This is a genomic window from Ideonella livida (assembly GCF_010499455.1).
GTDB lineage: Bacteria > Pseudomonadota > Gammaproteobacteria > Burkholderiales > Burkholderiaceae_C > Ideonella > Ideonella livida.
Map to the genome: position 1 here is coordinate 1 of NZ_JAAGOH010000034.1, position 12,530 is coordinate 12,530.

12 protein-coding genes and 1 pseudogene are annotated in these 12,530 nt (G+C 69.6%); 8 read left to right on the forward strand and 5 right to left on the reverse strand.

Translation table 11 applies throughout. The annotated features are described in order from the left end of the window. Positions 1-269: pseudogene (locus G3A44_RS19385) on the reverse strand (hypothetical protein); the annotation flags it as partial. A gap of 191 nt (positions 270-460) precedes the next feature. Between G3A44_RS19385 and G3A44_RS19390 the strand changes: the two are divergent. Both G3A44_RS19390 and G3A44_RS19395 read left to right on the forward strand, forming a co-directional pair. Next, positions 461-1,780, forward strand: coding sequence for a class I SAM-dependent methyltransferase (locus G3A44_RS19390; RefSeq protein ID WP_163459406.1), 1,320 nt, complete (start codon positions 461-463; stop codon positions 1,778-1,780). Further along, positions 1,777-2,220, forward strand: a complete 444-nt coding sequence (locus tag G3A44_RS19395; protein ID WP_163459407.1) for a nuclear transport factor 2 family protein — start codon at positions 1,777-1,779, stop codon at positions 2,218-2,220. Before G3A44_RS19390 ends, G3A44_RS19395 begins: the two co-directional genes overlap by 4 nt. Positions 2,221-2,265: 45 nt before the next feature. Here the strand turns inward: G3A44_RS19395 and G3A44_RS19400 are convergent, their stop codons facing one another. Next, a complete protein-coding gene (locus G3A44_RS19400) occupies positions 2,266-4,140 on the reverse strand; it encodes a phosphoenolpyruvate carboxykinase (GTP) (RefSeq protein WP_163459408.1) in 1,875 nt (624 codons plus the stop codon). A gap of 419 nt (positions 4,141-4,559) precedes the next feature. Between G3A44_RS19400 and G3A44_RS19405 the strand changes: the two genes are divergently transcribed. From G3A44_RS19405 to G3A44_RS19420, 4 genes are all read left to right on the forward strand, one after another. Next, positions 4,560-4,826 carry a FeoA family protein gene (locus G3A44_RS19405; RefSeq protein ID WP_163459409.1) on the forward strand — a complete coding sequence of 89 codons (267 nt, stop codon included), beginning with the start codon at positions 4,560-4,562 and terminating at the stop codon, positions 4,824-4,826. A gap of 11 nt (positions 4,827-4,837) precedes the next feature. Beyond that, positions 4,838-6,715, forward strand: coding sequence for a ferrous iron transport protein B (gene feoB / locus G3A44_RS19410; protein WP_163459410.1), 1,878 nt, complete (start codon positions 4,838-4,840; stop codon positions 6,713-6,715). A gap of 17 nt (positions 6,716-6,732) precedes the next feature. Next, positions 6,733-7,023 carry a hypothetical protein gene (locus tag G3A44_RS19415; RefSeq protein WP_203561488.1) on the forward strand — a complete coding sequence of 97 codons (291 nt, stop codon included), beginning with the start codon at positions 6,733-6,735 and terminating at the stop codon, positions 7,021-7,023. Positions 7,024-7,152: 129 nt separating this feature from the next. Beyond that, positions 7,153-7,752 carry an MOSC domain-containing protein gene (locus G3A44_RS19420; RefSeq protein WP_163459411.1) on the forward strand — a complete coding sequence of 200 codons (600 nt, stop codon included), beginning with the start codon at positions 7,153-7,155 and terminating at the stop codon, positions 7,750-7,752. A 38-nt stretch (positions 7,753-7,790) separates the two neighbouring features. Here G3A44_RS19420 and G3A44_RS19425 read toward each other — a convergent pair whose 3' ends face one another. Beyond that, positions 7,791-8,552 carry a sulfotransferase family 2 domain-containing protein gene (locus G3A44_RS19425; protein WP_163459412.1) on the reverse strand — a complete coding sequence of 254 codons (762 nt, stop codon included), beginning with the start codon at positions 8,550-8,552 and terminating at the stop codon, positions 7,791-7,793. A gap of 288 nt (positions 8,553-8,840) precedes the next feature. On the opposite strand from G3A44_RS19425, the gene argG reads away from it, so the two are divergent. Further along, positions 8,841-10,181 (forward strand): argininosuccinate synthase, encoded by a 1,341-nt coding sequence (argG, locus tag G3A44_RS19430; RefSeq protein ID WP_163459413.1) that lies wholly within the window; start codon positions 8,841-8,843, stop codon positions 10,179-10,181. Between the two features lie 143 nt (positions 10,182-10,324). On the opposite strand, the gene G3A44_RS19435 is transcribed toward argG, so the two are convergent. Continuing rightward, positions 10,325-11,020 (reverse strand): Crp/Fnr family transcriptional regulator, encoded by a 696-nt coding sequence (locus G3A44_RS19435; protein WP_163459414.1) that lies wholly within the window; start codon positions 11,018-11,020, stop codon positions 10,325-10,327. Positions 11,021-11,206: 186 nt separating this feature from the next. Between G3A44_RS19435 and G3A44_RS19440 the strand changes: the two genes are divergently transcribed. Continuing rightward, positions 11,207-11,731 (forward strand): Mpo1 family 2-hydroxy fatty acid dioxygenase, encoded by a 525-nt coding sequence (locus tag G3A44_RS19440; RefSeq protein ID WP_163459415.1) that lies wholly within the window; start codon positions 11,207-11,209, stop codon positions 11,729-11,731. A gap of 15 nt (positions 11,732-11,746) precedes the next feature. Here G3A44_RS19440 and G3A44_RS19445 read toward each other — a convergent pair whose 3' ends face one another. Then, positions 11,747-12,490, reverse strand: a complete 744-nt coding sequence (locus G3A44_RS19445; protein WP_163459416.1) for a DUF6710 family protein — start codon at positions 12,488-12,490, stop codon at positions 11,747-11,749. Between the last annotated feature and the right edge of the window lie 40 nt (positions 12,491-12,530).

Below are 12,530 nucleotides of genomic sequence, written 5' to 3' on the forward strand. Positions count from 1 at the left end.
GCCGCCGGGCGGGTGGCCACTGGCCCCAGCGGCATCGGCCGTGAACCCGCCGCCTCCCCTGCGGCCGGTGAGGCAGGCGCGGCCGCCGGCATCACCGTGGACGGACCGATGCGCGCCGCGGACGAGCGCGGCAGCACCTCGGCCACCACGGCGCGGGCCAGTCGCAGCCGGCGGCGGCGGATGGCGCCCAGCCACAGGCCCAGCCCGAGCCCGCAGGCCGCGCCCAGCACCTGCCAGACCCAGGCCGGCACATCGCCCAATCCATTCACGCTAGACACCCTCCACGCGCAACCCGCTGCATGTGCGGGTGGTCCTTGCGGGCGCAGCACACCCTCCTGGGTGCGCCCGCCCATCTGCCCGATTGTGATGCATGCGTGGGACAACGTCATGCCTTGTGGCCGCGCGCAACGGTCAGCAGGTGTCACCGGGCACCGGGCAGGCCCCAGCGGACAATCGGCCCATGTCTTCCCCACCCCTCCCCGGCCAGCCCGACGACACCGGCGCCCTGGGCCAGCTCGCGCGCGACGAGCGCCAGTTCCAGCGCTTCCTGTCCCTGGTGGCCCAGAGCGTCACCGCACACCGCTGCATCCGCCTGATCCTGGCCAAGCCGCGGGCCACGGCTGGCGACATGCACAAACTCACCGCCCGGCCGGTGACCGTGCGCGGCCAGGCCTGCCTGAGCCTGGTGCACCACCACCGCACCAAGGACATTACCAAGAACCCCCCGGTGGCCGAGGGCCTGGAGGCGCTGGCCTTGCTGCTGGACCCGGGGGCTGGCGGCAGCTTCAGCCACGCCCACCTGTTCACCACCGAGGGCGACTGGCAGCTGCTGATCAGCAAGCGGGGCAAGGTGGGCCTGGTCTCTTCGGGCACCCCGGGCCAGGGTGCCGAGCCGTCCGCCGCGCCCGCTGAGGGCCACGGCAACGCCCATGACCGGACCAAGCACCGACTGTTGAGCCTGGAGGAGCCCTTTCTGCAAGACCTGGGCGTCACCGACGAGCGCCACCGCCTGGTGCCGGCCATGGCGCGCAAATGGAAGCAGATCAACAAGTTTGTCGAGGTGCTCAGCCACGCGCTGGACGAAGCCCGGCTGAGCCCACCCCCCGGACCGGACGGCCAGGCCGGCACGGTCAACGTGGTCGACTTCGGCGCCGGCAAGGGCTATCTCACCTTCGCCACCTACCAGCATCTGACCCAGGCCCGCGGCTGGCGCGCCCAGGTCAGCGGCGTGGAGCTGCGCGAGGACCTGGTGACCCAGTGCGACGCCGCCGCCCGGCGCCGGCAGCTCGACGGCCTGCACTTCGTCTGCGGCGATGTGCGCAGCCACGTGCCCGAACGGCTGGACGTGATGATCGCCCTGCACGCCTGCGACACCGCCACGGACTTCGCCCTGGCCACCGCGGTGCGGGCCCGCGCCGCCATCATCCTGAGCGCGCCCTGCTGCCACAAGCAGATCCGGCCGCAGATGCAGTTGCCTCCGCTGCTCAAGCCCATGCTGCAGCACGGCATCCACCTGGGGCAGCAGGCCGAGATGCTGACCGACAGCCTGCGCGCGTTGCTGCTGGAAGCCCAGGGCTATGACACGCAGGTCTTTGAGTTCGTGGCGCTGGAGCACACCAGCAAGAACAAGATGATCCTGGCCGTGCGGCGGGCGCGCCCGCGCCATGACGAGGCCGCCCACCGGGCCCGGGTCCTGCAGCAGGTGGCCGAGATCAAGGCCTTCTACGGCATCACCGAGCACGCGCTGGAGCCTCTGCTGGCCCCGGCGGCAGCGGCATGATGCGCAGCGGCCTGCCCGCCGGCTGGGCCCCGACGCCCGACGCCGAGCTCACCCCGCTGCTGGCCGGTCTGGAGGCCGAGCTGCACCACCCCGGCGCCGCCTGCAGCCGCGAGCGGCTGGAAGCCCTGCTGCATCCGGACTTCCATGAGGTGGGCCGCTCCGGCCTGCCCTACGACCGGGCCACGGTGCTGGACTTTCTGGCCCGCCAGGGAGGCGACCCGCAGGTGCGCGCCTGGGGCCACGCCGCCCACCGCCTGGCGCCGCACGCCGCCTTGCTGACCTTCTGCTCGGCCCGGGTGTCGGCCCAGGGGGAGCTCAGCCATGCGGCGCGCCGCCTGTCGGTCTGGCGGCAGGACGCCTCGGGCTGGCGGCTGTTCTACCACCAGGGCACCCCGCTGCCGGCGGACGGGCCACCGCCGGCCGGACCCGCGTGCCCATGAAAAAGCCGCCCGAAGGCGGCTTGCATGGGGGAGCGGCGCTCAGGCTCAGGCGGTCAGGGCCTTTTCCAGCTTGGCCTTGGTGGCCTTCAGGGCCTCGGGCAGGTGGTACTCCAGCGTGGTGAACAGCTCCGTGTGCAGCTTGAGCTCTTCGGTCCAGGCGGCGTGGTCGATGCTGGTGACCGAGGCGAACTGCTCGCGGCTGAAGTCCAGACCGTCCCAGGTCAGGTCATCGTAACGGGGGCTGGTGCCGAAAAGGTGCTCGGTGCCGGCCGCGGCCTTGCCCTCCACGCGCTCGATCATCCACTTCAGCACGCGGGCGTTCTCACCGTAGCCCGGCCACACGAACTTGCCGTCGGCGCCCTTGCGGAACCAGTTCACGCAGAAGATCTTGGGCAGGGTGGCGCCCGAGGCTTGCAGCTTGGCGCCCATGTCCAGCCAGTGCTGGAAGTAGTCGCTCATGTTGTAGCCGGCGAAGGGCAGCATGGCGAACGGGTCGCGACGCACCACACCTTGCGCGCCAAAGGCGGCAGCGGTGGTTTCGGAGCCCATGGTGGCGGCCATGTACACGCCTTCGGTCCAGTCGCGGGCCTCGGTCACCAGCGGCACGGTGGTGGAGCGGCGGCCACCGAAGATGAAGGCGTCGATCACCACACCGGCGGCGTCATCCCAAGCCGGATCGAGGGCCGGGTTGTTGGTGGCGGCCACGGTGAAGCGCGAGTTCGGGTGCGCAGCCTTGGTCCCCTTTTCCTTGGCGATGGCCGGCGTCCACTCGTTGCCCTGCCAGTCGATGGCGTGGGCCGGGGCCTCGCCGTCCATGCCTTCCCACCACACATCACCGTCGTCGGTCAGGGCGACGTTGGTGAAGATGGTGTCGCGCTGCACGGACTTCATGCAGTTCGGGTTGGTCAGGTAGTTGGTGCCCGGGGCCACGCCGAAGTAGCCGGCCTCCGGGTTGATGGCGCGCAGCTTGCCGTCGGCGCTGGGCTTGATCCAGGCGATGTCGTCACCGATGGTGGTCACCGTCCAGCCGCCCAGCGAGGCGGGCGGGATCAGCATGGCGAAGTTGGTCTTGCCGCAGGCGCTGGGGAAGGCCGCCGCGACGTGGTACTTCTTGCCTTCGGGCGAGGTCACGCCCAGGATCAGCATGTGCTCGGCCAGCCAGCCCTGCTCGCGGCCCATGTTGGAGGCGATGCGCAGGGCGAAGCACTTCTTGCCCAGCAGCGCGTTGCCGCCGTAGCCCGAGCCGTAGGACCAGATCTCACGGGTGTTCGGGTAGTGGACGATGTATTTGGTCTTGGGGTTGCAAGGCCACACGGTTTCGTCCTTCTGGCCTTCCGCCAGCGGCGCGCCCACGGTGTGCACGCACGGCACGAAGTCACCGTTTTCGCCGATCACGTCAAACACGGCCTTGCCCATGCGGGTCATCAACTTCATGTTGACGGCCACGTAGGCGCTGTCGCTCAGCTCGATGCCAACGTGGGCGATGGGCGAACCCAGCGGGCCCATGCTGAACGGCACCACGTACATGGTGCGGCCGGCCATGCAGCCCTTGAAGAGCGCGTTCTCACCGGTCTGCAGCAGGGTGCGCATCTCGGCCGGGGCCATCCAGTTGTTGGTCGGGCCGGCCAGTTCTTTGGAGTCGGCGCAGATGAAGGTGCGGTCTTCGACGCGGGCGACGTCCGACGGGTCGGTGCAGGCCAGGAAGCTGCCCGGGCGCTTGGCTTCGTTGAGCTTCTTGAAGGTGCCGGCGTCCACCAGCTGCTGGCACAGGCGGTCGTACTCCTCCTGGCTGCCATCGCACCAATAGATGTCCTTGGGCTGGGTCAGGGCGGCCATCTCGGCCACCCAGGCGATCAGCTTGGCATTCTTGACGTAGGCGGGGGCATTCACGGCCACACCTTCAGCAACAGGACGGTTCATCACGGCACTCCGATACAGAAGACAAGAAACGACATTGGGCGAACCTTGTCTTGGTGGCCGGCGCAACAACGCGGTTCCCTGCTTGGCTCGCCCAATGTCGCGGGGCGCTCCAAGGCCTAACGCGAAACTGACAGCAACTAGCGAATGTTGCGCACTATTTCGCACCTATTGCTGTCACTTGCGCAACAGGTCAGACCTATGGAAGAGCACGGTCGAGTGTAACGATCCCGTAATCCGCTGTGCCGGCCAAACTATGCAAATCCCGTATGGATGAATGCCGGCAAGCCGCCCTCCCCTGGGGAACTGGGGGGGGGCGGAAAGCTGACCTGGATCAAAGAAGGCCGCAAGCCCTCCGCGGATGCCAATGAGAACCACTAGCATCTGCAACCTCCGCCACCCGGTGTCCCGTGAACCACGCCATGCCCCTCCTGCTGTCCGACCTGCACCCCGGCGAACGGGCTGAGGTCCATGGCCTGGCGGCCACCGACGCCGACCTGGACACCACCAGCCTGCGGCGCCTGGCCGAGCTCGGCTTCCTCCCCGGTGAGCCGGTGCAGCTGGTGCAGCGCGGCCCGGGCGGCCGCGAACCGCTGGCCGTGCGGGTTGGCGACAGCCTGTTCGCGCTGCGCCTGGCCGAAGCCCGCTGCGTGCAGGTGCGCGCCCCGGCCGCCCACCCCACCGCCTGAGGCCGCACGTCATGCACGCCAGCGCCGCCCCCGCCCGCCCCGTCAGCCTGGCACTGGTGGGCAACCCCAACTGCGGCAAGACCGCCCTGTTCAACCTGCTGACGGGGGCCCGGCAGAAGGTGGCCAACTACGCAGGCGTCACCGTCGAGCGCAAGCGAGGCCTGCTGCGTCTGGCCGACAGCCGGGCGGTGACGGTGATCGATCTGCCCGGCACCTACAGCCTGCAGCCCACCACCACCGACGAGCAGGTGACCTTGGAGGTGCTGGAGGGCCGTCGCATGGGCGAGGACGTGCCCGAGGCCCTGGTGGCCGTGGTGGACGCCACCCACCTGCGCATGAACCTGCGGCTGGTGCTGGAGCTGCGCCGCCTGGGCCGCCCCATGGTGGTGGCCCTGAACATGGCCGATGTGGCCCGCCAGCAGGGGCTGCACATCGACCTGCCCGCCCTGTCGGCCGCCCTGGGCTGCCCCGTGGTGGAGACGGTGGCCGTGCGCGGCGATGGCCACCAGGGCCTGCTGCAGGCCCTGCAGACCCTGGTGGACACGCTGCCCGCGCAGGCACAGGTGCCGGCCTGCACGCCCTCGCTGGAGGATGCCCAGACCTTGCAGGCCCAGGTGCGCGCCATCCTGGCCGAGGTGGCGCCTGGCGCCGCAGCCGTGCGCCGCTTCCATCCCCGTCTGGATGCCTGGGTGATGCACCCGGTGGCCGGACCGCTGCTGCTGGCGGCCCTGCTGTTCGTGGTGTTCCAGGCCGTCTTTGCCTGGGCCACCGTGCCCATGGAGGCCATCGAGGCCGGCATGGGGACGCTGGCCGAGCTGACCCGCAGCCACATGGACGAAGGACCGCTGCGAAGCCTGCTGGCCGACGGGGTCATCGCCGGGGCTGGCGGGGTGCTGGTCTTCCTGCCCCAGATCCTGATCCTGTTCTTCTTCATCCTGGTGCTGGAGGACTCGGGCTACCTGCCGCGCGCGGCCTTTCTGCTGGACACGCTGATGGGCAAGGTGGGCCTGTCCGGGCGGGCCTTCATCCCGCTGCTCTCCAGCTTCGCCTGTGCGGTGCCGGGCATCATGGCCACGCGCAGCATCCAGCACTGGCGAGACCGGCTGGCCACGATCATGGTCGCGCCGCTGATGACCTGCTCGGCCCGCTTGCCGGTCTACACCCTGCTCATCGGCACCTTCGTGCCCGATCAGGCGGTGGGCCCGTTCAACCTGCGCGGCCTGGTGCTTTTTGCCCTGTACCTGACGGGCGTGCTGGCGGCCTGCGCCGTGGCCTGGCTGTTCAAGCGGATCTGGCTCAAGAGCCGCTACCAGCCCCTGATGCTGGAGCTGCCCCCCTACCGCCTGCCCAGCCTGCGCAACCTGGTGCTGGGGCTGTGGGAGCGGGCGCGGCTCTTCGTGGTCCGCGTGGGCACCATCATCTTCGCGCTGAGCGTGACCCTCTGGTTCCTGGCCAGTTATCCACAACCGGCCCCTGGCGCCAGTGGCCCGGCCATTCTGCATAGCTTTGCCGGCATGCTCGGCCAGCAGCTGCAGCCCATACTCGCCCCCCTGGGGTTCAACTGGCAGATCAGCATCGCCCTGGTGCCGGGCATAGCCGCCCGCGAGGTGGTGGTGGGGGCGTTGGGCACGGTGTACGCCCTGTCCGGCAGTGACGACGCGCTGACCGACTCCCTGGCGCCGGTGCTGGCCCAGGGCTGGTCCGCGGCCACCGCCTGGTCGCTGCTGGCCTGGTTCATCTTTGCACCGCAGTGCATCTCCACCCTGGCCACCGTGCGGCGCGAGACCCACCACTGGCGCTACCCCGCGGCCATGCTGGCCTACCAATTCGGCCTGGCCTGGCTGGCCGCCTTCCTCACTTACCGGGCGGCCAGCGCCTGGCTGGGCTGAATGCCCACACACCAGACATGCAGACCTTGGCCACCGCCCTCCTCGTCGCCTTCGCCCTGCTGCAGCTGCTGTGGTGGATGCTGCCCCCGGCCGCGCGCTGCGCCTTGGCCCGCCGCCTGCTGCGCCTGCCCGGGGCGGGACGGCTGGGGCCGCTGCAGCGCGCCGCCGCCGGACAGGCTGGTGGTTGCGGAGCCGGCTGCGGCAGCTGTGGCGCCGCGGCGCGGCCCGTGCAGGACTGTCCCCGCCCATCCGGCCCCGCGGCGGCGCCCACCCGCCCGGTCCACTGGCTGCGCCGGCCCCCGCGCTGAGGCGCGGCCCATTGCCCCACCAGCACCGCCCCACCCGACCGGGCCCACAATCGGCGTCCCGCCGCGGCGCAGGCCTGCACGCGGCAGCCCTGCGCGGCGGCCACCGCCGCGCCCCCTTTGGGATCCCCCGTGAGCGCCACCCCCACCCGCATCCTCAGCGTCAACACCGCCAGCGTCCGGCTGGTGGACATCCAGGGCCGTCGCGTGGCCACGGCCATCCACAAGCAACCGCAGCCGCAAGCGGTGGAGATCGGCCCCCTAGGCCTGCAGGGCGACGAACAAGCCGACCCGAGCGTGCACGGCGGGCTGGCCAAGGCGGTCTATGCCTACCCCAGCGAGCACTTGGCCTTCTGGCGCACGGTGCGGGCCCAGGCCCGTGTCGCGGGCTGGGACGCCGAGGTGCCGCCCGGTCTCATGGGCGAGAACCTGACCCTGTCCGGGCTGACCGAACGCCACGTGTGGATCGGTGACGAACTGCACCTGCCCAGCGGCGCGGTGCTGGTGGTGACCGAGCCGCGCCAGCCGTGCTTCAAGTTCAACGCCGCCATGGGCTTTGCCCAAGCGTCCAAGATGATGGTCCAGTCCGGCTACTGCGGCTGGTACCTGGGGGTGCGCCATCCCGGCGCCGTGCGCGCGGGCGACGAGGTCCGTGTGGTGCCCGGCCCGCGCGAGCTGGCGCTGCCAGACCTGTTCCGCGCCAAGATGAGCCGGCGCCGGCAGGACGACTGAAGCCGCCGCCGGGCCAGGCCCACAGGCTTGCTGGCCACTCAGGCCTGGGCAGGCGCCTCGGCCGGGGTCAGGAATCGGGCGCAGACGGCCTGGTACAGGGCCTCGTCGTCCTCGTTGGCGGCGCGCACCTGTTCAAACACCGCATCGCCCAGCTTCTGGCGCAACTGGGCCAAGCGCTCGTCCATGCCCAGCGACAGGTCGCGCGAGACGTTGGCCGCCACATGGCGGACCTTGAAGTCGGGGAAGTGCGGCTTGAGCAACGCCTCCAGGCGGTTCATCGACCCGGCGAAATCCTCAACCACCCCGATGAAGGGCAGGGCCTGGGCCGCCTTGAGGGCCTGCTCGCGCTCGGTGCCACCCTCAGCGGCAAACATGCGGGCGAAACGGCTGGACTGGAAGTTGCGGCACTGGCGGTCACGGGGCATGGACAGCCGCACCTCGACGTAACCGGCCAAGCTGGTGTTGCGCGCCAGCACGGCGCCAAAGCCGGCGCCGCCCTGCTTGGTCTCGAAAGCGTAAGCCGACGCGATGCGGTCCAGGGGCTGGCGCACGTAGATGACGGGGATGAACTCCACCCCCTCGACCTCGGGCAGCGGCAGCTCGGCGGTGTGCGACGAGAAGGCCAGCGCCTCGGGGTTGTCCTGAACCCACTGCGCCACTTCCTGGGCGTGCAGCTTGGCCGGCTTGTTCGTGAACTCGCGGGTGACCCAGCGCTCGCCGAAGTTCTCCTTGAGCACCTGGTCCACGGAAGTGCCGGCGTTCTTGAACAGGTGGTAGTGGAAGATGACGGTTCTGGACATGGCGGCTGCGGCCGGTGGCGGCGTGGCGGAGATCGTGGAAATGGGTGTCGGTGGGCCCCGATGACGGCAGTACAGCGCTGTGCGGGGCCTGCTGCCCTCACCCGACGCCCGGGTCGCCGTCATCTTACGGCAACGCCCACCCGCCGCCGACCGACGCCCTGGGGGGCCGTCGCCCCGGCGCGCACGCCCGTCGTGCACCTGCCGGGGGCCCTGGGAGCGGCGCAGGCGGCGTCCTAGAATCCGGGGTTTTACCCGGCCCTTGCCACAACGCATCGGAGCAGCTCCGCCGTGTCCGCCACCATCCTGCAAAAGCTTCCCGCCGGCGTCCGTGTCGGCATCGCCTTCTCCGGCGGTCTGGACACCAGCGCCGCCGTGCACTGGATGCGCGCCAAGGGCGCCATCCCCTGCGCCTACACCGCCAACCTCGGCCAGCCCGACGAGTCCGACTACGAGGAGATCCCCCGCAAGGCCAAGGCCTACGGCGCGGACATCGCCCGCCTGATCGACTGCCGCGCGCAGCTGGTGGCCGAAGGCATCGCCGCCATCCAGTCCGGTGCCTTCCACATCAGCACCGGCGGCGCCACCTACTTCAACACCACCCCGCTGGGCCGTGCCGTGACCGGCACCATGCTGGTGGCCGCCATGAAGGAAGACGGCGTCAACATCTGGGGCGATGGCTCGACCTACAAGGGCAACGACATCGAGCGCTTCTACCGCTACGGCCTGCTGGTCAACCCCGCGCTCAAGATCTACAAGCCCTGGCTGGACCAGACCTTCATCGACGAGCTGGGCGGCCGCAAGGAGATGAGCGAGTACCTCATCGCCAACGGCTTCGACTACAAGATGAGCGTGGAGAAGGCCTACTCGACCGACTCCAACCTGCTGGGCGCCACCCACGAAGCCAAGGATCTGGAATTCCTCAACGCCGGCATCAGCATCGTCAAGCCCATCATGGGCGTGGCCTTCTGGCGCGACGACGTGGCCGTCCCCCGCGAGACGGTGAGCGTGCGCTTTGAGGAAGGCGTGCCCGTGGCCCTGAATGGCCAGACCTTTGGCAGCGCCCTGGCGCTGTTCGAGGAGGCCAACCGCATTGGCGGCCGCCACGGTCTGGGCATGTGCGACCAGATCGAGAACCGCATCATCGAAGCCAAGAGCCGCGGCATCTACGAAGCCCCGGGCATGGCCCTGCTGCACATTGCCTACGAGCGCCTGGTCACCGGCATCCACAACGAGGACACCATCGAGCAGTACCGCATGAACGGCCGCAAGCTGGGCCGCCTGCTCTACCAGGGCCGCTGGTTCGACCCGCAGTGCATGATGCTGCGCGAATCCGCCCAGCGCTGGATCGCCCGCGCCATCACCGGCGAGGTGACCCTGGAGCTGCGCCGCGGTAACGACTACTCGATCCTGAACACCGAGAGCCCGAACCTGACCTACGCACCGGAACGCCTGAGCATGGAGAAGGTGGAGAACGCCGCCTTCACGCCGGCCGACCGCATCGGCCAGCTGACCATGCGCAACCTGGACATCGCCGACACCCGCGAGAAGCTGGGCGTGTACAGCGCCGCCGGCCTGCTGGGCCGCCCGGACAGCAGCATCGGCCTGATCACCGCGCCCGAGAAGAACTGAGCGCGGACGGGGCGCCTCCGCCCCCATCCCGGCACCGGCGGCGGCTGCAGCGTCCGCGCCCTGCGCCCGATCCCGCCAAGGCCCCCCCACAGGGGGCCTTTTTCATGGGCGATGGCCGCGCCACACCAGCCAGCGCCACGCCCTCATTCGCCCCCGGCCTGGCGCAGGCGCGCCAAGTCCAGCACCTCTATCGCGCCCCGGCTGCCATGCAGCAGCCCCTGGGCTTGCAAGGCCTGCAGGCACTGGTTCACCGTCTGGCGCGACAAGCCCAGCATGCGCCCCAGCTCATCCTGCGAGACCTGCAGCACCCGCTGACTGCGGCCCTGCAGGCCACCGTAACCCTGGGCCATCTGCACCAGGCGCCGCGCCAGGCGCTGCGCCGGTGGCAACTGCACCTGCTCTTCCAGCGCCGCGAACATCAGCCGCAAGTGCGCGGCCATCAAACGGCCCAGCGCCGCCCAGGCCGCCGGATGATCCTCCAACCAGTCCAGCAAAAGCGCCTGCGGCACCCACACCAGCGTGGCGTCCTGCGCCACCTGGGCGTCATGCGTGCGCGGTGCCCGGTCAAACACCGCAATCTCACCAAACCACTGCGGCGGCTCCAGCAGCGCCAGGATGGTCTCCTGGCCCTGGGCCCCCACGCCGGTGATGCGCACCGCCCCGCTGACCAGGGCATACAGGCCATCGGGCGACGCGCCACGGGCGAACAGCGCCTGCCCGGCGGGCACCCGGCGCAGCCGCCCAGCGGCCCGCACAAAGTCCTGCAACTCCTGCGGCGCAGCCGCCCACCAGGCCCCCTGGCGCAGCGCGGCCAAGGCGCTGTCAAGGGACAAAGGCATGGGCTGGGCGGCAGGCAGCGGCATGGACACGGCGGCAAACAGACAGGCAGACAAGACACCCGGCGGGGCCCCACCCCGGATCTACCCGGGGCCCGAGCGCCCGTGTCGGCCACCTGACACAGCGCGGGCCAACGGCGGGCCAGCATGGTGCCCCCAGACCCCATCCGCCGCAAGGAGACCGGCCCCATGAAGACCCTGACCCAGCAGCTCACCCAGTACGCGGCCTACCACCGCGACAGCCGCAACATCGCCACCCACTTCGTCGGCATTCCCATGATCGTGCTGGCCGTCTGCATCCTGCTCTCACGCCCGGGCGTCAACCTGGGCGCCATCCACGCCAGCCCGGCCCTGGCCGTGGCCCTGCCCTGCGCCTGGTACTACCTGGCGCTGGACCGCACCCTCGGCCTGCTCATGGCCCTGCTGCTGGCCGCCGGCCTGCTGGTGGGCCAGACCTTGGCGCAGTGGCCCACGGCTGCTTGGCTCAGCTGGGGCCTGGGCAGCTTGGTGCTGGGCTGGGCCATCCAGTTTGTGGGCCACATCTTGGAAGGCCGCAAACCGGCCTTTGTCGACGACCTGATCGGTCTGCTCATCGGCCCGCTGTTCGTGCTGGCCGAAGCCCTGTTCGCCCTGGGCTGGCGCCCCGCGCTGCGCCAGGCCATTGAGGTGCAGGTGGGGCCGGTGCGGCACGGGCGCCGGGCGGCGCAGGCTTGAGTCCTCAAGCCCACGCTACTTCAGTAACCGCCTGCCAATCTCAAAGATCCCAGCCATGGGCATCGACTGCACCGGTCCCAGCACGGCGCCGGTGTCTTCTCGAAACCAGTTCAGTCCATCGGTCCGCACGGCCTTCAAGACCGGGCTGAAGTCGTATGCCGCTTGGCACTTGAACCTTCCACCACCGCGGACGAGTCCAGCCATCGTGCTGTGGTTGCCTTTGTAGACCCAAACGATGGGCCACGGTTTCCAGGCAATGCCGACATGGTTCGAATCTTGGCGCCAGGTGCCCCAAGCGCGCTTTTCACCAATGTTCTGCAGCGACTTGAACAACCGCCACCGCTCCCACGGTGCAGGAAAGACGATGGCATCGTTGAGATCCACAGACAAAGAGCGGGCTGCCTTCGTCGTCAGCGATTTGCGCGTCTCCCCTGCCGCATTGACGGGCAGGGCCTCGTCCCATAGCAAGGCACTGGCACTCCCGGCTGACTTATGGAACTGCCGGGCATCCATGACCAAATCTTCCAGGGCTCGCGCGCTGATGATTTGGGACAGCGCGATGGCAAGGCCCCGCAGTGCGTGGGTGCCATGTGCCTGCGCAGAGTCAATTGACCACAACAAGGACTCCCATTTCTGGGACTTCGTCAATCGCCGGCGCATCGGCAGCTTGGGATACGGCACCCGCTCTGGAGCGTCTTTGTTGTCCGGAAGCTGGCTATCCAGTCGCCGCAACACGTCCAGAAGCTCCTGATCAAACACGGGTTGACGTTCCGGCAAGGTGACTCACAGTACAGGATTG